At 66.2% G+C, this 19,168-nt stretch carries 22 protein-coding genes and 4 tRNA genes; 11 read left to right on the forward strand and 15 right to left on the reverse strand.

Annotated features, from left to right (window positions below):
* Positions 1-36: 36 nt before the first annotated feature.
* Positions 37-336 (reverse strand): hypothetical protein, encoded by a 300-nt coding sequence (locus A5697_RS28790; RefSeq protein ID WP_082953486.1) that lies wholly within the window; start codon positions 334-336, stop codon positions 37-39.
* A 141-nt stretch (positions 337-477) separates the two neighbouring features.
* Between A5697_RS28790 and A5697_RS19165 the strand changes: the two genes are divergently transcribed.
* Positions 478-810, forward strand: a complete 333-nt coding sequence (locus A5697_RS19165; RefSeq protein ID WP_068011689.1) for a hypothetical protein — start codon at positions 478-480, stop codon at positions 808-810.
* Positions 811-1,228: 418 nt separating this feature from the next.
* On the opposite strand, the gene A5697_RS19170 is transcribed toward A5697_RS19165, so the two are convergent.
* Together A5697_RS19170 and A5697_RS27335 are read right to left on the reverse strand one after the other, a co-directional pair.
* Positions 1,229-1,546 (reverse strand): hypothetical protein, encoded by a 318-nt coding sequence (locus A5697_RS19170; RefSeq protein WP_068011690.1) that lies wholly within the window; start codon positions 1,544-1,546, stop codon positions 1,229-1,231.
* An 856-nt stretch (positions 1,547-2,402) separates the two neighbouring features.
* Positions 2,403-3,005, reverse strand: a complete 603-nt coding sequence (locus tag A5697_RS27335; RefSeq protein ID WP_231972113.1) for a DUF3761 domain-containing protein — start codon at positions 3,003-3,005, stop codon at positions 2,403-2,405.
* A gap of 1,158 nt (positions 3,006-4,163) precedes the next feature.
* On the opposite strand from A5697_RS27335, the gene A5697_RS19175 reads away from it, so the two are divergent.
* Positions 4,164-4,502, forward strand: coding sequence for a hypothetical protein (locus A5697_RS19175; protein WP_197501065.1), 339 nt, complete (start codon positions 4,164-4,166; stop codon positions 4,500-4,502).
* Between the two features lie 155 nt (positions 4,503-4,657).
* On the opposite strand, the gene A5697_RS19180 is transcribed toward A5697_RS19175, so the two are convergent.
* Positions 4,658-5,017, reverse strand: coding sequence for a hypothetical protein (locus A5697_RS19180; RefSeq protein ID WP_068011691.1), 360 nt, complete (start codon positions 5,015-5,017; stop codon positions 4,658-4,660).
* 84 nt (positions 5,018-5,101) lie between these two features.
* Here A5697_RS19180 and A5697_RS19185 point away from each other — a divergent pair, with 84 nt between their 5' ends.
* Positions 5,102-5,821, forward strand: coding sequence for a hypothetical protein (locus A5697_RS19185; RefSeq protein ID WP_068011692.1), 720 nt, complete (start codon positions 5,102-5,104; stop codon positions 5,819-5,821).
* A gap of 36 nt (positions 5,822-5,857) precedes the next feature.
* Here A5697_RS19185 and A5697_RS19190 read toward each other — a convergent pair whose 3' ends face one another.
* The 4 genes from A5697_RS19190 to A5697_RS19205 form a co-directional block, all read right to left on the reverse strand.
* Positions 5,858-6,676 carry a hypothetical protein gene (locus A5697_RS19190; RefSeq protein ID WP_068011693.1) on the reverse strand — a complete coding sequence of 273 codons (819 nt, stop codon included), beginning with the start codon at positions 6,674-6,676 and terminating at the stop codon, positions 5,858-5,860.
* Between the two features lie 119 nt (positions 6,677-6,795).
* Positions 6,796-6,867, reverse strand: a tRNA-Val gene (locus A5697_RS19195).
* Between the two features lie 13 nt (positions 6,868-6,880).
* A tRNA-Cys gene (locus A5697_RS19200) sits at positions 6,881-6,954 on the reverse strand.
* A 27-nt stretch (positions 6,955-6,981) separates the two neighbouring features.
* Positions 6,982-7,054 (reverse strand) — tRNA-Gly (locus A5697_RS19205).
* A gap of 182 nt (positions 7,055-7,236) precedes the next feature.
* Between A5697_RS19205 and A5697_RS19210 the strand changes: the two genes are divergently transcribed.
* A tRNA-Val gene (locus tag A5697_RS19210) sits at positions 7,237-7,308 on the forward strand.
* 36 nt (positions 7,309-7,344) lie between these two features.
* On the opposite strand, the gene A5697_RS19215 is transcribed toward A5697_RS19210, so the two are convergent.
* A complete protein-coding gene (locus A5697_RS19215) occupies positions 7,345-8,313 on the reverse strand; it encodes an NAD(P)H nitroreductase (RefSeq protein ID WP_369806130.1) in 969 nt (322 codons plus the stop codon).
* Positions 8,314-8,481: 168 nt separating this feature from the next.
* Positions 8,482-8,766 carry a hypothetical protein gene (locus A5697_RS19220; protein WP_156673369.1) on the reverse strand — a complete coding sequence of 95 codons (285 nt, stop codon included), beginning with the start codon at positions 8,764-8,766 and terminating at the stop codon, positions 8,482-8,484.
* Between the two features lie 201 nt (positions 8,767-8,967).
* On the opposite strand from A5697_RS19220, the gene A5697_RS19225 reads away from it, so the two are divergent.
* Positions 8,968-9,261, forward strand: coding sequence for a hypothetical protein (locus tag A5697_RS19225; RefSeq protein ID WP_067949579.1), 294 nt, complete (start codon positions 8,968-8,970; stop codon positions 9,259-9,261).
* Between the two features lie 56 nt (positions 9,262-9,317).
* Entirely contained in the window at positions 9,318-10,157 is an 840-nt protein-coding gene (locus A5697_RS19230; protein WP_067949582.1) for an enoyl-CoA hydratase/isomerase family protein, read from the forward strand.
* Here A5697_RS19230 and A5697_RS19235 read toward each other — a convergent pair.
* Together A5697_RS19235 and A5697_RS19240 are read right to left on the reverse strand one after the other, a co-directional pair.
* A complete protein-coding gene (locus tag A5697_RS19235) occupies positions 10,152-10,928 on the reverse strand; it encodes an MBL fold metallo-hydrolase (RefSeq protein ID WP_068011701.1) in 777 nt (258 codons plus the stop codon). The two genes, A5697_RS19230 and A5697_RS19235, sit on opposite strands and share 6 nt — an antisense overlap.
* An 8-nt stretch (positions 10,929-10,936) precedes the next feature.
* Positions 10,937-12,496, reverse strand: coding sequence for a long-chain-fatty-acid--CoA ligase (locus tag A5697_RS19240; protein WP_068011696.1), 1,560 nt, complete (start codon positions 12,494-12,496; stop codon positions 10,937-10,939).
* A 152-nt stretch (positions 12,497-12,648) separates the two neighbouring features.
* Between A5697_RS19240 and A5697_RS19245 the strand changes: the two genes are divergently transcribed.
* From A5697_RS19245 to A5697_RS19260, 4 genes are all read left to right on the forward strand, one after another.
* Positions 12,649-13,245 (forward strand): carboxymuconolactone decarboxylase family protein, encoded by a 597-nt coding sequence (locus tag A5697_RS19245; RefSeq protein WP_067950818.1) that lies wholly within the window; start codon positions 12,649-12,651, stop codon positions 13,243-13,245.
* 79 nt (positions 13,246-13,324) lie between these two features.
* Positions 13,325-14,122, forward strand: coding sequence for an SDR family NAD(P)-dependent oxidoreductase (locus tag A5697_RS19250; protein WP_197501064.1), 798 nt, complete (start codon positions 13,325-13,327; stop codon positions 14,120-14,122).
* 17 nt (positions 14,123-14,139) lie between these two features.
* A complete protein-coding gene (locus tag A5697_RS19255) occupies positions 14,140-15,072 on the forward strand; it encodes a catalase family peroxidase (protein WP_067950816.1) in 933 nt (310 codons plus the stop codon).
* A gap of 64 nt (positions 15,073-15,136) precedes the next feature.
* Positions 15,137-15,922, forward strand: coding sequence for a sulfite exporter TauE/SafE family protein (locus tag A5697_RS19260; RefSeq protein ID WP_067950814.1), 786 nt, complete (start codon positions 15,137-15,139; stop codon positions 15,920-15,922).
* 120 nt (positions 15,923-16,042) lie between these two features.
* Here A5697_RS19260 and A5697_RS19265 read toward each other — a convergent pair whose 3' ends face one another.
* Both A5697_RS19265 and A5697_RS19270 read right to left on the reverse strand, forming a co-directional pair.
* Entirely contained in the window at positions 16,043-17,125 is a 1,083-nt protein-coding gene (locus A5697_RS19265) for a glutamate--cysteine ligase (RefSeq protein WP_068011697.1), read from the reverse strand.
* A gap of 38 nt (positions 17,126-17,163) precedes the next feature.
* Complete coding sequence (locus A5697_RS19270) at positions 17,164-17,601, reverse strand: anti-sigma factor antagonist (RefSeq protein WP_067950810.1); 438 nt, start codon at positions 17,599-17,601, stop codon at positions 17,164-17,166.
* A 154-nt stretch (positions 17,602-17,755) separates the two neighbouring features.
* Here A5697_RS19270 and A5697_RS19275 point away from each other — a divergent pair, with 154 nt between their 5' ends.
* Positions 17,756-18,376, forward strand: coding sequence for a TetR/AcrR family transcriptional regulator (locus A5697_RS19275; RefSeq protein ID WP_067950808.1), 621 nt, complete (start codon positions 17,756-17,758; stop codon positions 18,374-18,376).
* An 8-nt stretch (positions 18,377-18,384) separates the two neighbouring features.
* On the opposite strand, the gene A5697_RS19280 is transcribed toward A5697_RS19275, so the two are convergent.
* Positions 18,385-19,050 (reverse strand): DedA family protein, encoded by a 666-nt coding sequence (locus A5697_RS19280; RefSeq protein WP_067950806.1) that lies wholly within the window; start codon positions 19,048-19,050, stop codon positions 18,385-18,387.
* Positions 19,051-19,168 lie beyond the last annotated feature (118 nt).

Below are 19,168 nucleotides of genomic sequence, written 5' to 3' on the forward strand. Positions count from 1 at the left end.
TATGAGTCGCGTTTTGCCGGCGATTCGGCGGGCGCGCTAATGCGGCCGGTTGGCCATGAAGCACTGCACCCGTTTAACGGCGTCGGCCGGCGCGACCCCCATTTCGACTAACCTCGCCTCTACCTGGTTAGAGGGCACTCCACCATCGATATCCGTCGCGATCACATGCACGCTGGGAAACCAATCTTCTGCGTTTACCCCCGGCGGCGGGGGCTTCGCATCGCCTCCCACGCATTGAACGTAACCATTGACCCCGGTGTCAGCGTGAGCCGGCGACGCCCCCATCGGCACGGCGATGGTTATGCCGACCGCCGCGGCGACATATATGAAACGCATGCTGCATTATCGCCGCGTCCGCGCGTTCGCGGAAGACCCGAATTGAGATACCAGCCGCCGACCACCACTGTGGCTTAGCGGCGGTACGCAGACAACCGCGCCAGTCGCGAAGCCCACTCGCCGCGATGGGACCATAGGCAGATGACCACCCAAACCTGCATGGGTTGTGGCCTGCAAACCCGCTACTCGTATGGGCGCAGCTGCATGGGTTGCGGCCTGGAAACCCGTTACTCGTACCCCCGGCGTCCGGATCGGCACTCGCGGGCCGCGGAGGCGCTCGCGCTGCTGCGGAGAATCGTCGTTCTAAGCGGTCGGCATCCCACGGCCGCGCTGGCGCTGACGGTGCCGAGCGTGATCATCGGCTTGGCCGCGGTCGCCGCGTACCCGTTCGTGTTCGTGCCATTGCTGGTTCTACTCAGCGTGGCTTTGGTGGTCTCCGCCCGCCGCGAGGAAGTCCGCAACCAGTCGAAGTAATTGGTTGGTGACACCGGCACCCGGCGACGGGCCGGAGCTTCGGGCCCCGAGGCGCTTGGTCAGCAGCCGACCGGTCCGCCGCCCGCCGGGCAGGTGGGGATGTTGATGGGTATGCAGCTCACCGAAGTCGTCGAGACGGCAAAAGCGAGCAGTAACGCCAACAAGACTTTCTTCCCCCTAATCATGAGCTGAAAGCTTACGCCACACCGGAATTCCCGTAGGCGGTTTCCGCAGAAACGGCGGACAAACGTCAAAGACGACGTGCTACGCGATCTGAATGAAGTCTCGGCGTCGCCTAGCCCAGGCGCGTGACGGTTGGGCTAGCCGTAGGCATACAGAACACAAGCGTCAGCCCGCCACCGCGTTTGCACGGTGGCGGCCTCGACGATCAGTGACTGCTTCAGTGCGCTTGCGCGACTTACAGTTTCCGGGTCAATACCGGCGGCTGATTGGGCGGTGCGGCCGGCCGATGGGGGTTCGTGCGCGCAGGCGCGGCACTGACGACGATTTTCCCGCCCGTGCAGGTGACGAGCTTGCCGCCGACGATCACGCCCTGGCCCTCGTCGATCGGGATGTCGTAACCGTCGGGGTCGGTGTAGTGGCATCCGCCGCTCGGGCCCGTGGGTCCGTTGGGTTCGGCGTAGGCGGTGGCAGGAGCCAACGCGACGATCCCCAGCGCGCCAACCAGGGCGGCGGCGTAGTGGAAGCGAGTCGGTTTGCGGGTGGTGTTCTTCATCGTGATCTCCGTTAGGTCGTCACAGCCCGTCCTTCGGGCTGCATTCATAGACCTGGAGCAACCGGGAGAACCGAAAGGGACACTTTCCCGGAAGAATTGCGAGGGCTGGCCACACCGAGGGCTTACGAAGCAACCGATACTCCCAAAGGAGAGTGGGGGCGCGGCCAGGCGCAGCGTTAGGACGATTTGGTTCCACTGACTCGGACAACTCTCGTCGGTGCCTTCAGGCCAGTCAGTTCACGTTGAGTTCGCGCACCGAAAATCGGTTAGCCTCGGAACCACCTTTGACGTGCGAAAACGCTGGTGCGCGATACCGGGATTGAACCAGATCAACCCCGACGTGCGGGAGCGGGAAAGTCCGCGGACGCGCCGGGCCCGGCGCGCGGCGCACGTGCGATGGGATCGCGATGGCTCGAGTCAGGGGTAACGCGACGGGAACGCCCGGACTGCACCTGCCAGGTGTGTACGCGGCACTCCTGGATTATGAGAGGACGAGATAGAAGCGCCGAGGCGAATTGACCATGATGGGCGGCCGCGAGCTCCGCGTGACGTGGGTCGGCAAGGATGACCACTCGCAAAGTTTTTTCTCTGGCCGCGGCATGCGCTCGACCTTGTTGAGGCCGGCAAAACGGTCAATGTCAGCGCCGGATGGCTCGAGAATGCGTTGTGGTCTCGTGACCCGCAAGCAGGATCCAGGGTCTCATCGGCCGCGGTTGCCTTTGGCCGTGGCGGCCGGCGGCGTGTGCGGGTGTCACCGGACGATCGGGTCGTTCCGGTTGTCCGAGAGGCAATTAGACGTTCGGCTTCGGAGTGAGCATGGCGTAGCGTGTGACGAAGCAGCCCTAGGCGTCAGCGTTCACGAAGAGCAATGCGAGGCTGCTATTACCCCGGTGGGTGAGTTCAACTTGGCGAGTGCATCCGCATTAGAAGCTGTTGTGTCCGCACCATATCCGCCTTGGAATCGGCCGGCGTCGGGGTCGATTGCGACTGATGCACAGCCATTGTGCATGCCCGCCACGGCTTCGCAATTGTCGCCGGTAGCGTCAGTGCATTCGACGACCGCTATTTGATTCGCCTTGGTCTGGCTACCCGCGGTACCCCACCCGGCGGGACGTCCGGTAACGAGCGAGATAGCGATAGCGACATATTCATCGTTATCCGCAGTGGCGGGTGCTGGAACGGCAGCGAGAGAGGGCGCGGCTCCACACGGGCACCACCGGCTGACGCCGCCGTTCGATGAGCATGTGCCGCTGCGTGATTCGCTGTGCGAGTATTTCCCGTCGCCGCACAGCGCAACCGCGCCGACCGGATTGTTGTCGGGGCGCTCCACGCACGTGGCGTGTGCTTTAGACCAGTAATAACCCGCCGGGCATTCGTCGGCCGCGGCGGTTGGGGGTGCAGCAAATGGAATGACCCCGTAACCGACTACGGCAATGAGGACGGCAATGAGTGACCGCATCTGCCCCGCTCCTTTGCGATGCTTAGGAGCAGAATTTAACGCTGCGGCCGCCGTTCGCGAGGGAAATCGGCCCAGCTAAGTCACTCCGAGACGGGTACAGCCTTTAGGGCGCGCTCGGGGCCTGTCCGGCCGCCGGGGGTCGACCGTGCTGGCGCCCGCACATCGAGCTGGCGAGCGACCCGCCGCGGTTTTGAGGCGTCGGCCTAGCGCGGACCTGACACCCCATCGCGGTGTGAAAGCACTGCGCGGGGACTCCTACGGTTCGATAGGGCGGTGGGCGATACTGCAATCCAGCTTGTCGAGAGTAACGCCCCACGATTCTGCGACCAGAGCGAGACGCCGCTGGGCGCCTGCTTCAGTCGAGTGGACCGAGATGTGACGCGTTTGTTCGGTTGGGTGCTGCGCCTGGGCTACCCATCCCATCTCGGGATTCATCATCGACCCGGCGTCGACTACTCCACCTTCGCCGCTTCTGATTTTTCTCACAGCTAGCTCCCGGGTTTCCGCGGTGCTTGCATGATCCCGTGGATGCGGGGTTGCCTTAGACCAGCTACTGAAGGCGCTTGGCCTGCCGCAGGGTGAGGTCGGGGTGGTGGAGCGGGCGGAGCGTGCGCCGCGAGGGCTGCGTGGCGTGCCGGGCGGTTCCTGATGCGTCGGCTGGTGGATCCGCGGCCGGAGGATGAGCGCGCTGATGGCTTCGGGGAGGATAACGATGAGTTGATCGGGTTGCCGCATGGCGGCGGCTGGGGCCGGCGACCCGGCGAGGACTTTATCCGGTGCGGTGAGCATGGTTGGCGGGCGGACGAGCACTAGCGGCGGGCGCGGGGCTCAGGCTTTCGCCTAAGGCACAAGACGCAGGTCAGGCTGTATTGTTGCTGTGTGATTGTCCACAGAGTGAGCCGTTCTATACCCAGCTGTGATCTGGGTCCGCTAGCGTGACGCCGTAGTGGGGAAGCACGACAAGGAGATCAAGGAAGTAGTCGAGGAGATCGAGGCTCACGGCTGGTTCGAGGTCACAGGGCGCAGATATCGCAAGTTTCGATGCCCATGTGGCGGACATTCAAAGACTATTCACCACTCGCCGAGTGATCCGAACTACATCAGGAATCTACGGGCGTGGTTTCGGCGTCAGGAATGTTGGGAAGAAGGTGACAACCAGTGACTAGCTACTACGTCGAGATGACATTCGAGATGGGCGCCCCGTTCGATGAGGCGGCGGAAGCGCACTTCGATGAGGTGGCCGAAGCGTTCGCCGGTCTCACCGATGTGGATGGCGATGTTGGCGTACACCTCAAAGAGGGCCGCGTTGACCTGTGCATGACCGTCAACGCTGACGATCGCCCTGGCGCCCTTTTCAAGGCGTTTGTTGCGGCACGAACTGCGGTACATGCTGCCGGCGGTGGTACGAGCGAGTGGGACAGCTGGCTGCCGACGTTGCTGGACGCCGACGACTACAGGTCGAGCGTGTCCCTCAGTCACAAGGACTGCCCCGCCTAAGAATTTCGGCTCTGACAGCAGCGCCGAGCCAGAAAATTCCGCATTTGGAGAGTCGTTACGATCCCGATTCGTCGACTAGATCCGCAGCTGAGAGCAGGTAACCGGCTAGCTTGCGGGCTGTGGCCGAATCGATCGCAGTGATTTGTCCGAGCCCATCAATGGCGATCAGGCGGTTGACGTTGCCGTCGTTGTGCTGGTGGCCGACGAACGTCGACGGTGATGGGCTCGCCGGCACCCCAACTGCCCCAGTGCAGGCCCCGCCGCCAGCTGCCATCGGCGTGGGGCTCCCACTCAAAGGCCTCGGCGCCGGCCGGCACGGGTACGTCGGGATAGAGGACGCCGAAGGTGCGGTCGTGGAGGGCTGCTCGGGCGAAGTCCAGCATGAGGGCGGCCACCTGGTCGGCCGGCATGCCGCCCTGGAGCAGTTTGGCCTCGCGCCTGGCCAGCGTGGCCGCGCGGTCGGCGGGTAGTTCGGCGGCGAGATCGCGCCAATCGCTCGCGTTCTCGGAGGTCATGGCTCCAAATAGGGGGTTGGTCCACCCGGATGGCGGGAGGGCGCAGACTTATACGTCGTGCAGTCTAGGAAGTATCGCCTCAAGATGATCGCTTGGATGCAGAGTGCGGGTCAGCAATGGATGACTACTGACCATATCCCACAGGCGGGGAGTGACCTGGCTCTTGACAACGCGTCGGCCCGCCCAGCGGTCTCTGACGTCGCCGCCTACGGTGTCGCCACCGCGATCGATCATTTCGGATCGGTCGTTGACGTAGTGGCGTCCGACAGGCCGATCCGGCACTTTGCGCCTTTCACCGCGTTACGCACGACGTTGCTGGCATCGGCGCGGGTGCGCTGGATGCTGGAACCCGACAAAAGTGAGGATCGGCGTCTGCGATGCCTCCAGGTCTGCTACCAGAACCGCCACGAACAGCGAAAAGCATTCAACGGCTTCCTTGGCGGCCACCTGAACGCAGCCGAGAAACAGTCCATTTCAGCTGCGATCACGCAACTGGATACCGAGATTGGATCGCTTGAGTCGCAAGCGAAGTCGTTAGGTGTGCAAAAACTCGCCGAGCCCAAAGACACTGTGTCGATGCTCCGTGACTTAGCGGATCCGAACACCGGCTGGGGCTCGGCGATAGGGGGGCTGTGGCGCATGGGGTCTGCTGTTGCGCACGGATACTACTGGGCGCAAGCAGGCCGCTCCGATCCAGGCAAGTTCGATGAGGATTTCTTTGACCTGTCCTGCGCCGGTGCCTTTGTCTTCGTGACCAAGGCCCAACAACTTTACGACAAGAGGGCCGCGGCCCCAGGCGCATAAGAACGTTGTGCCATCGAATCCCTTTCTCCCGCGTTCTTATTCGAGCCGTTTAAGGTTCTTATTCCATTCCTCGGGCGGGATCGACGACAAGTCGATACCAGCCGTGAAAGCCTCCATCGGAAACGACGTGTCGATACCCATCCAGATCAGCGGCATCCTGAATGTCACGGACTCGCCGTCCAGAGTGAAAACTCGCGACTGTGGCGGATACGAATCGTCCGCACCGATGAACGACACGTGGCAGAACGGACTAACCTGCTGGTCCGTCTTCGCGACCCGGCGATTCACTGCCGCGAGCAACTGCATGTGCAATTCAGGCTGCGTCAGCCGCTTGGAGACCTGCCTCTTTAATACTTCGTGATTCCTGCCTGTCATCACCAGTTTGCGACCCGAGCCGTTGGCGAACACGTAAGGCTCGGTGATTTCTTTAGCGCGGAAGTAGAAGGAATCCAGCAGCTTGTAGGCACCGGTGGCAGCGTCGGGGATCTCGAGATTCGCTAATTCCCCGATGTATCGCTTCTCCCCATCGATGATGAGAAAGTTGATGCACAATGGGTGCCCGCGATGCGCGAACTCTTCAGTGAGCCGCCGTTTTAGGCGATCCATTGACACTTCGAGAGGCTCGTTGACCCCGCGTATGGTCTCGCGCAACCAGTCACCAACTCTGATGCCGTCATGCGTTTCGAGGAGACCTGTAAATCCGAAGAGCGCCTTGGGGCCGCCCTCCGGTGGGTAGTGGACCGTAAGGTGCTTGACCCTGTCGTCATCGAGCGGGATTCCATTCGCGTCGGACATGCGGTAGTCAGTTGAAACGTAGATCCCTTCGGGCTTGCTCATCCCAAGGAACAGCGTCACGAGATCGATCGTATCGGCGGCCGCCGGCAAGCGCTCCTAGGATCTCCATCGGCAGCGTATTGGCAGCGAGCGCCGCGTGAGGGTTCTGGAAACATGCTTTGAGCTGCTGTGACGCTTTGTGCGCGATACTGGGATTGAACCAGTGACCTCTTCCGTGTCAGGGAAGCGCTCTCCCGCTGAGCTAATCGCGCCGGGGTCAAAAGCTGGAGGTGGAGACGGGAATCGAACCCGTGTGCACGGCTTTGCAGGCCGTTGCCTCACCACTCGGCCACTCCACCGCTGGATTGATGCCACTTGCACCTTCGAGCGGATGACGGGATTCGAACCCGCGACCCTCACCTTGGCAAGGTGATGCGCTACCAACTGCGCTACATCCGCGCGCCTCGGACGACATCGTCGCCCGGTGCGAAGCACGACGATAGTCGACGTGAGCGGGCACATACAAATTTCTCGGTACGGACCGCGTCCAGGCTATCGCGGCGTACCGATGACGCGCAGGCGGCCGGTACTGTCGAGACCGGGCTCGTGCTAATCTTCGACGTCGTTCGCCTCTCGGCGCCGGTCCCGTGGCTCAGTGGGAGAGCGTCCGCTTCACACGCGGAAGGTCGCTGGTTCGATCCCAGCCGGGACCACAAGTAAAGACGCAGGCACCACGGCGCGAGTGCTGCTCAACCCCGCAGCTGAAACACCTCGGTGAGCGGACGGCGCGGCGTCGGTCTGGGCGGTTCGGCCGCCGCGGGCGCCACACCCACGCGGACCAGGACCTGCGGCCGCCTGCCCTCTTCCATCAGGTCCGCAATCATGTCGCGCGTGACTTTGAGCTCGGTGACGTGAGTGACCGGGCACGTGGCCAGGTTCGCCATCGTGCATTCCAGTAACACCGCGGAGAGCGCTTCGCCGGACAATAATGCGCCGAGCCGAGTGTCGTCGTCGGTGGACAGCATCAAAATCGTCGCCTCGTCGGCGGGGATGTCGGTGCGCCGTTCAAGGTTATGCGGCATCGGGAACGTCCGCCCGACGTCGACGCGCTCCCTCTCGGCCGACGACACCAGCGCATCGTATGGAATGCCCTCAGCTGCCTCGAAAGGCGCTGTCCACCAACGAAGTTCCTCCTGATAGGCGGTGTCATAGAGGCGCACCGATTCGGCCACCCACGATGCTTGCGCCAGCCTGTCGCGCACGTCGTCGGCCATCACGTCCAGATGCACGGCGTCGTCGTCGATGACGCCCCGCAGCGACGGCTCGAACGCCTCCCAGTTCATCGGCGCGATGAACGGCAATCGGTCGGTCCGGCGCGCCCAGATCGCGGAGGCGCGACGCTTTTCTTCGTCGGTGACGTTCTCCGCGGGGGTGACGTCGATGGACGCCAGATGGTTCGGATCCTTCGGGTCGGGGAACCGGGAGATCCGGGCTCGCCACCCCGCAGCGGCGAATGCGACTCGAAGGTGATCGAGCGCGGCGCCGCAGCTGATCACCGCCTCTCGGCCAGACCGGTCTGTAACCATCGCCCGGCTTGGATCGAGAAAAAGATCCAGCTGACCGCCGCCGGCCACCCACTGCCAGGGTTGGCTGTTATGCAGTGAGGGCGCGCGGCATGCTGACCGCACCGCGTCCTCGATGAGTTCGGTGTCCGCCATGGCGGCTGGCATATCGACCTCAATTCTTTGGCTGGCACCGAGCATTCCACTTCTGAAGCCTATTGTCGGCCGAGTTTCCATACGACGATCGCGAACGCCCAGATGACGGCGGGGACAGACGGTTGGACACACGCTCATGAGGAGCCCAGCGACTAGTTCGCTAGGGCTTTAGGGGCGCTCCTGGATAACGCACTCCACAATCCGATTGGCCAAGCGCTGGTCGAATCCCATCCGCGACACCTTCTGCGCTTCACCAGCCGGCGATACACCAGAATTGAGGTCCTGCTCGATAACGCCAATGAGCTGCTGGTTTTGGGAGTCGTGCTCCCACAGCGGGACTTGCGTAACGCTTCCCACGCAATTTCCGTAACCGCTCAAGTCGGCGCGAGCCGGTGCGGCCACCAGAGTGGCGATGGCTATGCCGAGTGCCGCAGCAACGGAAAAGAAACGCACGATCTCCTGGGTACCCGGGTACAACGCAGATTAATCAGCAAACGCACTCGGCTGGCTGGCGACCGGAAACTCTCACTGTTGGCGCTAGCAGCGGGCCGTTCACGGCTCCGCTCCCGCGGCCGGCCTCTCGCTCGAAGACGTGTTGCCCACAGCCATGAACGATGCTGGGATTCAAGAGAACTCCGCAAAGGATGGTGGACGATGGTCGGAAATTCCGAAGGTATCGGCACGCTGAAACTTGAGTGTCCACAAGGTCATCCCGTGGGCAGGATCCTCAAGGACGCCCCGCACCAGGCCGTTCAATATGACCCCGGCGCCATGGTGGGATCGCGCCGGTTCTGGCCGGACGAGGACGACCAGCCGCAGTTCCAAACGAGCTGCCGATTCTGCGAGAAGCCGGTGGGGGATGCCACGGCCACGCTGCAGGTGAAACTGGCCGAGGTGATCGCCGACGCCGCCTTGACCACCGGGACGGCCACGCTGGCGTACCTGTAGGCGGCCGCCGCGGCTACTGTAAGAGCGACAGTAGCGACCGACGCAAGAGGAGTCCCGTGGCCCAGGTTCCCCCGACCTCGCAGGAAGCCCCCCGCCCGCCCGAGGGGGATTGGCTCGGAACGCCCTACCTCAGGTTCGAGCGTCATGGGTCGATCGCGGTGTGCACCATCGACCGCCCCGAAGCGCGTAACGCGCTGACGCCCGCGATGTACTTCGGAATCCGTTACGCCGTTGGGCGTCTCAACGAGGATCACGATTTGGCCGGGCTCGTGCTCACCGGAACCGGGGACGTGTTTGCGCCCGGCGGTGACATGGGCGGCGGGGGAGCCGCCGACAACTGGATCACCTTCGGCGGCGCCCTGGGCATGGACGTCACCCCGTTCGACACCGTGCGCACGTCGGCCAAGCCGATCGTCTCGGCGGTCAACGGCCTGTGCCAGGGCGGCGGGTTCCAGATCGCGCTGTGCAGCGACCTGTCGGTGGTGAGTGACCGGGCCACCTTCCGCGTCCCCGAGCTGTTCCGCGGCTACGCCGACACCTACTACAGCCAGATGCTCACCCGGGTCATCGGGCCGGTGCGCACCCGCGACCTGATGTTCACCGGGCGGGTGCTGACCGCCGTCGAGGCCCTGGACTGGGGCCTGGTCACCCGCGTCGTACCGCACGAGAGCCTGCTCGACGCCGCCAAGGACCTGCTCGCGCAGTGCTGCCGCACCGCGCCGCGCGCCCGCGGTGTCATCAAGTCCAGCATCGACAGCTACCTGGGCCTCTACGACCGAATCGGCATGACCAGCAGCCTGAGCGACGCCGAGGCGCGGGAAGGCTTCCGAGCCTTCAAGGAGCGCCGCTCGCCCGACTGGGTGCACCCGGATCTGCGCGCCGAGGGGCGGCTATAAGTCGATCCACTCGCCGTGGGGAGCGACCCGCAAGCGGTCGCCGATCCCGGCCTGATCGAAGGCCGCGGCGAACTCGTCGACGCCCTCGCTGAAGTGCGCCCAGCCGTCGACGTGCGCGGGTATCACCACCCGGGCGCCCAAGATCTCGGCGGCGGCGGCCGCGCGCGCCGCGGTCAGCGTCAGCGGACGCCCGCGCTCCTTGGTCGGCACGCTGGCCGCCCCGGCGAACAGCACCGCGACGTCGATCGTGCCCACCCGGTCGGCCACGTCCTTGACCGCCGCCATCGAGGCGTTGTCCCCGCTGAGGTACACGGTCGGCAGGCCGCGCCCGGACAGCACGAATCCGGTCACCTCGCAGTTGACGTGGCCGCCTTCGTCGCGCTGCCCGTCCGCCGGGCCGTGCACCGCCGGAACAGCTTGCACCGCAAGCGATCCGGAGAGCTCATGCGTCTGCCAGGGTGCCACCCCCACCGCCGGCGGGCCCAACCGGCCGGCGCCGCCCGGATGGGTGAGCACCAGCGGCGCGGCCAGGGCCATCCGCCGGCCGTCGTCGTCGAGGTTGTCGGGATGCTGGTCGTGGCTGATCAACACCGCGTCCACCGGGCCGAGCGCCTCGGCGCTCACGGCGGGCCCGGCGAGCTTGGTCAGGTACGCGTGCACCCCGGGCGGGTCGAACGTCGGGTCCATCACGATCCGGTGGCCCGCGACGTCGACGACCGTGGTCGGGCCGCCCAGCACAGTGATCGCGCAGGCGCGCCGCTGCGCGTCCACCAAGGCGCTCATATGCCCCGGGCCCGGTCGCGCCAATACGGTTCGCGCAGATCGGTTTTGAGGATCTTTCCGCTGGCATTGCGGGGCAGCGATTCCACGAAGTCCACGGTCCGCGGGCATTTGTAGCCGGCGAGGTGCTCCCGGCAGAAGGCGATGACATCGTCGGGATCGATCTCGCCGTTGGCCACCACGATCGCCTTGACCGATTCCCCCCAGAAGTCGTCGGGCACGCCGATGACCGCGGCGTCGGCGATGGCGGGGTGCTCGATGAGCACGCTTTCCACCTCGGGCCCGTACACGTTCTCGCCGCCGGTGATGATCATGTCCTTCAGCCGGTCTTCGATGTACACGTAGCCGTCGGCGTCCAGGCGGCCGACGTCACCGGTGCGCACCCAGTCGTCGTCGGTGATCGTCTCGGCGGTCGCCTCCGGCCGGTTCAGGTAACCGCTCATGTTCTGGTTGCTCCGCACCCAGATCTCGCCGGGTTCCCCGGCCGGCACCTCGGCGCCCGTTTCCGGATCGACCACGCGAATCTCGGTGCCCAGCACCGCCTTTCCCGCCGCTAACTGCAGGTGCGGGCGAGCGGAATCGCGATGATCGGCGTCGCTGAGCGCCGTGACCGCGCCGCACAGTTCCGTCTGCCCGTACACCTGAACGAAACGCGTTTCGGGCCAGGTGGACAGCGCCCGATGCAGCAGCGGCAACGGCATGGGCGCGGCCCCGTAGACGATGTAGCGCAGGCCCGCGAACATGGCGTGGGCCGCGTCGCCGGCGTCGAGGAACCGGGCGATCACCGGCGGGACGAAGAACGCGTGGGTCGCGCCGGATCTGACCGCGCCCATCAGCGCGGTGGCGTCGGGTTCACGTGTCATGATCGTCGGCACACCGGCCCGAATACCGAAGAGCGCGTAGCCGATTCCGCCCACGTGGAACAGGGGCATGGCGACGAGGTTCGCGTCCCCGTCATCGAACGGGAACGCCGGCGCCAGGTTGGCCGCGTGATTGACCAGCGCGCGCTGGCTCAGCAGCACGCCCTTCGGCCGCCCCGTGGTGCCGGAGCTGTAGATCACCAGGGCGGTTTCGCTCTCGTCGACCTCGGCGTCGCTGCCCATGGGCGCCGCCGCGTCCAGCAGGGATTCGTACTCGTCACCCACCACCACGATGCGCTGCACGCCCGGTGCTCGTTGGGCGGCCGCCTCGGCCGCGGCCTGCAGCTCGGCGCCGACGAAAAGCAGCCGCGCGCCGCTGTCCTCGAGCACGTGGACGAGTTCGTCGCCGACGATGCGCCAGTTGACGACGGTCGTCACCGCGCCGATCGACGCCGCGGCGAAGAGCACCTCGAGGCAGGCGGGGTGGTTCTTGTCCAGAAAGGCCACGCACTGCCCGCGCTGCACGCCGGCGTCCCGCAGCGCGCCGGCCGCGCGCCGGATCCGCGCGGCCCAGTCCGCCCAGGACCACTGCCGTTCGCCGTAGCGAATCGCGATGGCGTCGGGCCGCTGCTGTGCGTGCCGGTCGACGAATCCGGCGAGCGTCTCCGTCGTTTTCGCCGTGGTGTCGGCTGGTGGCATGAACCCCTCCGAGGTCGGTTTACTCACACTCTGTGATACGCGGTCGTGGCCGCGCCCGCCACGGCGGCCCTCCGTTTGACTGGGAGCTTCCGCCTACCAGTGGTCACCAACAAGTCCTGGCACTCGCACCGACGTCGGCGCACGATCAGACTATGCCCGAAAAGACGCGCCTGCCCCTGCTGCCACCGCCCAGCCTGAGCCCCGAGCAGAAGCGCCTCTATGACGACATGGCGGCGGTGATCGAGCGCAACTTCGACGGGCTCGTCGCGCGCCGCGAGGATGGCGCCCTGATCGGCCCCTTCAACGGCTGGCTGCATTTCCCACAATTCGGAAAGCCGGCCTGGGCCTTCAACAAGGCGCTCTGGGAGCACAGGGTGTTGCCCGCCGCCGTCCACCAGCTCGTCATCCTGGTGACCGCCGCCAGGTTCGGCGCCCGGTACGAGATCTATGGGCACGAGCACTTCGCCCGGCAGGCAGGCCTGGCCGAGCGCAAGATCGCGACGATCGCCGCGGGCGAACGTCCGCACGACCTCGACGACGACGAGGGTGCCGCCTACGACATGGCGGCGGCGCTGAACCGGGGTGCCCCGCTTCCGGAGACCACGTACCAAGCGGCGAGGCAGGCTTTCGGCGCTGAGGGTGTCGCCGAGATCGTCTTCCTGGTGGGATGTTTCTCGATGGTCGGCATCACGCTGAACGCGTTCGATGCGTCGGTGCCGGGCAGAGAAGAAAATCTCGATATTTGCTGATAGCTCACTTATATCGAGCGGCGCGAGCATTAGCTCCCCGTGCGCGTTTGCTTACCCGCGAGTGGAGCGGTGTGCCAACATGTCTGCCATGGTGAACCCCGACCGAGCCGGCTCACGCACCTTCGTCGTCACGGGCGCCGCGTCCGGGATCGGCCTGGCGACCGCGAGGCGCCTGCTGGCCGAGGGCGGCACGGTGATTGGCGCCGACCTGGTCGCGGCGCCCGACCTCGGCCCCCGGTTTCAGTTCGTCAACGCCGACGTGACCGACGAAGCCGCGATCGCCGCGGTGCTGGCCGCCGTGCCCGACCGCCTCGACGGCGTCCTGCACGCCGCCGGGGTCGCCGGGGGAGGACCGGTCCACCTGCTCGACCGATCTGAATGGGACCGGGTGATCAAGATCAACCTCACCGGCACCTTTCTGGTGGCGAAGGCGGCGCTGGCCCGGATGATCGAGCAACCCCGCGTCGATGGTGAACGGGGTTCGCTCGTGACCGTCGCGAGCGTCGAGGGCCTGGAAGGCACGGCGGGCGGGAGTTCATACAACGCGGCCAAGGGTGGCGTCGTGCTGCTCACCAAGAACATCGCGCTCGACTACGGACCGAGCGGCATCCGGGCCAACGCCATATGTCCCGGGTTCATCGAAACCCCAATGGCCCAAAGCGTCTTCGGTCTCCCGGGCATGGAGGGCCCGCTGCAATCCATCACCTCCGAACACGCCCTGCAGCGGCTGGGCCAGCCGGAGGAGGTCGCGGCCATGGCGGCCTTCCTGCTGTCGCCGGACGCCTCGTTCGTCAGCGGTCAGGCCATCGCCGTCGACGGCGGCTACACCGCCGGTCGTGATCACGGTGTGGTCAAACTCTTCGGCTTTCCCTCCTAGCGCCTTAAGATTCGCGCATGGTCACTCCCGATGAGGCGATCGAGGCGATTCGCGGCGCCGGCGGGGCGCAGCCGGGCTGCCGCGCGCTGCACGCCAAAGGCACGCTCTACCGCGGCACGTTCACCGCGACACCCGACGCGCTCATGCTCACGCGCGCAAAGCATCTCGACGGCTCGACGGTTCCGGTGCTGATCCGCTTCTCCAACGGTGCGGGCAATCCCAAACAGCGCGACAACGTGCCGGGCATCCGCGGAATGGCGGTGAAGTTCACCCTGCCCGACGGCTCCACCACCGACGTGGTGACGCAGACCGCGCGGCTTTTCGTCTCCAGCACGCCCGACGGGTTCGTCGATCTGCTCAAGGCGATGCGACCCGGGCTGACCACGCCGCTGCGCATGGCCAAGTACTTCCTCACCCATCCCCGGCTGCTCGGCGCGCTACCGGTGCTGCGCGACGCCAACAGGATCCCGGCGAGCTACGCCACCGTCGAGTACCACGGCCTGCACGCCTTCCGCTGGGTGGCCGCCGACGGCAGCGCCAGATTCGTTCGCTATCACCTGGTTCCGGCCGCCACGCAGCACTTCCTGTCGGCACCCGACGCCCACGGCAAAGGCGCGGACTTCCTCACCGAGGAGCTGAACACGCGTCTGGACGGCGGCCCGGTGCGGTTCGCATATCGCGTGCAGATCGGCGGGCCCACCGACTCCACGGTGGACCCGTCGGCGCCCTGGCAGAGCACACAGATCGCAACCGTCGGCACCCTCGAGATCACCGGTCTGGAGACCGAGCGCGAGCACGGCGGCGACATCTTGGTGTTCGATCCGATGCGGGTGACGGACGGCATCGAGCCCTCCGACGATCCGGTGCTGCACTTCCGGACGCTCGCGTATTCAGCGTCGGTCAAGCTGCGCACCGGCGTCGACCGCGGGGCCGAAGCGCCGCCCGCCTGACGGGGGAGCAGAACCGGCAGTCGCCCGCACGCCGAAACCTGGGGCAGGCTAAGGTTTTTCTTCAGTGTCGCCTCCCCACATGATTCTCATTTGCCTTGCCGGGTTCGGCGCCGGTGCCATCAACGCGCTGGTCGGGTCCGGCACGCTGATCACGTTCCCCACCCTGGTCGCCCTCGGCTTCCCGCCGGTAACGGCCACCATGTCGAATGCGATCGGTCTGGTCGCCGGCAGCGTGTCGGGCACCTGGGGCTACCGCGCCGAGCTGCGCGGCCAGTGGGATCGGCTGCGCTGGCAGTTTCCGGCGTCGCTGGGCGGCGCGGTGCTGGGCGCCTTCCTGCTGCTGCATCTGCCCGAGAAGGTCTTCGCCGAAGTGGTGCCGGTGTTGTTGGTCCTGGCGCTGATTCTGGTGGTCGCCGGGCCTCGCATTCAGGCGTGGACGGGACGGCGCGCCGAGGCCGCGGGCCGCTCACCCGAGCACATCACGCCCCGCCGCATGGCCGTCCTGGTGTTCGGGACATTCGCGGTCGGCGTTTATGGCGGTTATTTCACCGCCGCTCAAGGCATCCTGCTGGTCGGCCTGATGGGCGCGCTGCTGCCGGAGTCGGTACAGCGGATGAACGCCGCCAAGAACCTGCTGGCCCTCGTCGTGAATGTCGTTGCCGCGATTGCCTATACGTTGGTCGCCTTCGACCGCATCAGCTGGCCGGCCGCCGGGCTGATCGCGGTGGGGTCGCTGGTCGGCGGGCTGATCGGGGCGCGCTACGGCCGCCGGCTGTCGGGAAACGCGCTGCGCGCGACGATCGTGGTGGTCGGCCTGATCGGTCTGTATCGACTGCTGGCCGTGGCGTAACTCGTAGCGTTCGCCGCATCGAGTGTGCGTTCACGGCTTTGAGTGTGCGCCCAGGGAGGGCCCGCCCGGCGTGTCGCCGCCCTGGACGCACGCGCAAGTGAAGAGGCGTAGCAACGGGTTTCAGTCCAGCGTGGCGGTGGCAATCTCGTCGACGACGTCCATCACCTCGCCCCGCTTGCGCCACGCCCGCAGCTGACGCATCGCGCCGTTGCCTCGCGTGGCGACGCGGTCGAGTTCGCCCACCACGCGGTCATATTCGCCCAGCGTCTCCAACGCCGGCCGCACGCGCTGCACGAGGGCGCCCAACTGCTCGCGCGCGGACACCGCTCCGCCACCGTGGATTAGGTCGAGCGTGCGTCCGGCGAGCCCGTCGTGGGCGGCCTTCCAATACGCCGCGCGCAGGGCCGCCGGCGGAAGCCGCCCGGGCGGGTCGTCCTCGAGCGCCGTCATCACCGCGGCCCGGACCAGCGTGGCGAGCAACACCGTTTCCGCGACGGTCGCCGGCACGTCGGCCACCCGCACCTCGATCGTCGGGAAGTTCTCCGACGGGCGCACGTCCCAATAGACCATCTTCTCGTCCAGGATCACTTCGCTGTCGATCAGCATCCGCACCGTGCGGTCGTAGTCGTCGGGCGACGGGAAGAACGGCGGCGGCCCGGCCACCGGCCAGCGTCGCCACAGGACACTGCGCCAACTCGCGTAGCCGCTGTCTGCGCAGCGGTACACCGCCGAATTAGCCGCCAGCGCAAGCAGATTGGGCAGCCACGGTCGCAACCAGTTGCTGACATGGATGGCGGCCGCGCGGTCGGGAACCTCGACGTGGACATGGCATCCGCAGATGCCTTGCTCATGCGCGACCATCCCGTACTCCGCGCCGATCCGGCGATAGCGGGGAGTGTCGGTGACGGGGAACTCGTGCGGTGTGGCCGGCGGAAGACCAGCGGCGAGCAGCCGAAGCCCCACGGCCTCGGCGGCCCGCGCCGCGGTGCGCCGCAGCGCAGTCAGCTCCTCGGCGAGTTCCGTGCTGGTCGCCACCACGCTGGAGGTGGTTTCCACTTGGCAGCTGCTGAGTTCCAGCTGCAGCTCAACGCCCCGGCGTTTGGCCTCGGCGGCCACATCGGCGTTCTGCGGCGCCGGTTCGCCCGTTCGCGGGTCGACAAGGAGGAATTCTTCCTCCGCGCCGAAGGTGGGAGGGTCGCTCATCCAGCCACACGGGCCCGATCAGTGCCCGCGTTGCCCCGTCACCAACGGGCCGCGGACGCCAGCGCGGAATCGGCGGTCGGGTAGATGGGCAGAAGGGCTGACAGGCCGCACGCGTCGATGATGCGGGCGACGATCGGCTCGCGGCTCACCAGGCGCAACTCGATGCCGCGCTCCTTGCAGCGCTTCGCCTCGTCGGTCAGCGCCGCGAACGCGCAGCAGGCCATGAAATCCAGCCCCGTGACGTCGACGACCAGGGGACCCGGCTCGATGACGATGCCGGCGACCTCGCTGATGAGCTGGCGCCAGGTGTGCTCGTTGCACGCGTCGACCTCTCCGCCGGCATAGATCAGCACCGCCGGGCCGCTGCGATCGGCTGACGCGCGCAGCGTGCTGTTGGGGTCACCCAGCTCGTAAACCAGCTTCGTGCTCAGCATCAGGTGGGTAGTTGTCATCGGTTCTGCAATGGCCGAGATCATCGTGGACTCCTAATCGACCGGCGTCTACGACGCTGCGATGGATGCCCGTCCTGCCCTCTGAAGACAGACTTTTCGCGGAAGGCGAATCTCTTTTCTATAACAAGACAGGTCTGTCTGTCTACCTGTGCCAGCTAAGAGTATGTTGTGGGTTGCTATGACAACTTCCGATGTCGGAACGCCCGCCGCGTCGGCTCGTGAACGTATCCTGGCCGCCGCATATGAGCTGTTCAGCCGGCGTGGAATCCGTGCGGTCGGCACCGAAGAGGTGATCGACCGGGCCGGTGTAGCCAGGGCCACGCTATATCGGCATTTCGCCACCAAGAACGACCTCGTCCTGGCTGTGCTGCAGCGGCGCGAGGAACTGTGGACGCACGGCCTGATCGAGGAGCAGTCACGGCAGCGGGGCGAGACGCCCGAGCAACAGTTGCTCGCAATCTTCGACGTCATGCACGACTGGATTCAACTGCGTGACGGCTACGAGGGCTGCTCGTTCATCAACGTGCTGCTCGAGCTCGGGCCCGATTCGCCCGCGGGGCGGGCCTGCATCACCCACATCGACCACGTTCGCGACATCGTGCGTCAGCGCGCGATGGCGGCGGGCCTGACCGACGTCGAGGACTTCGCCTCGTCCTGGCACATCTTGATGAAGGGCGCCATCGTTCTGGCGGCAGTGGGCGATGTGGATGCGGCCTTGCGTGCCCGGAGGATGGCCAGCGCCCTCATCGCAGAGCATCGGCCGGTCGCGCCGGAGGATCTCGGCGAAGCGGCCAGCTAACCCGCCTCTCAAGCCGCGTCGGCGGCGGTGCTGTCGGCCTTGCGGTAGTGCTCGGCCTCGAGCTCGGCGATGGCCCGGGAGGTGCGTTCACGCAGCGCGAAGGCCGCGATCAGCCCGAACACGATCGCGATGACCAGCGCTATCCAGGAGAACCGCTCCAGCCAGCGCTCCGCGGCCATCCCGGCGTAGTACACCAGCGCGGTGGTGCCGCCGGCCCAGCAGATGGCGCCCGAGACGTTGGCGGCCAAGAAGCGCGGATAGTGCATCTTCAAGGCTCCGGCCAGTGGCCCGGCGAAAATCCGCAGCAGCGCGATGAAGCGGCCGAAGAAGACCGCCCGAACTCCCCAGCGGCTGAACAACTTTTCGGCCAACGCGACGTGTCCGGGACCGAAATGTTTGGGGAACCGCCGGCCCAGGCGGTCGAAGAGCGGCATACCGAACCGGCGCCCGATCGTGTAACCGATCGAGTCGCCGACCACGGCGCCGATCACCGCCGCGATGCCGACGCCGACGGGGTTGACGGGCAGGTCGTCGTGCGACGACATCAGCGCCGCGCTGACCAGGATGATCTCGCCGGGAAGGGGAATGCCCAGGCTCTCGAGCCCGACCACGCCGCCGACCACCAGGTAGACCGCGAGCGGCGGGATCGCGTGCAGCAAAGCCTCCACATCCATGCGTCCAGCATGCCTGACGGTCCGGCGGTACGCGCCCTAAACCCGCCGCTTCGCGTCGGCCGGTCGGCTCGGCGCGCCGAGGCTCTCCAACTGCGGCCGTTTGGGTTCCCGGCCGTCG

Source organism: Mycobacterium sp. E3251, from assembly GCF_001666835.1.
Taxonomy (GTDB): domain Bacteria; phylum Actinomycetota; class Actinomycetes; order Mycobacteriales; family Mycobacteriaceae; genus Mycobacterium.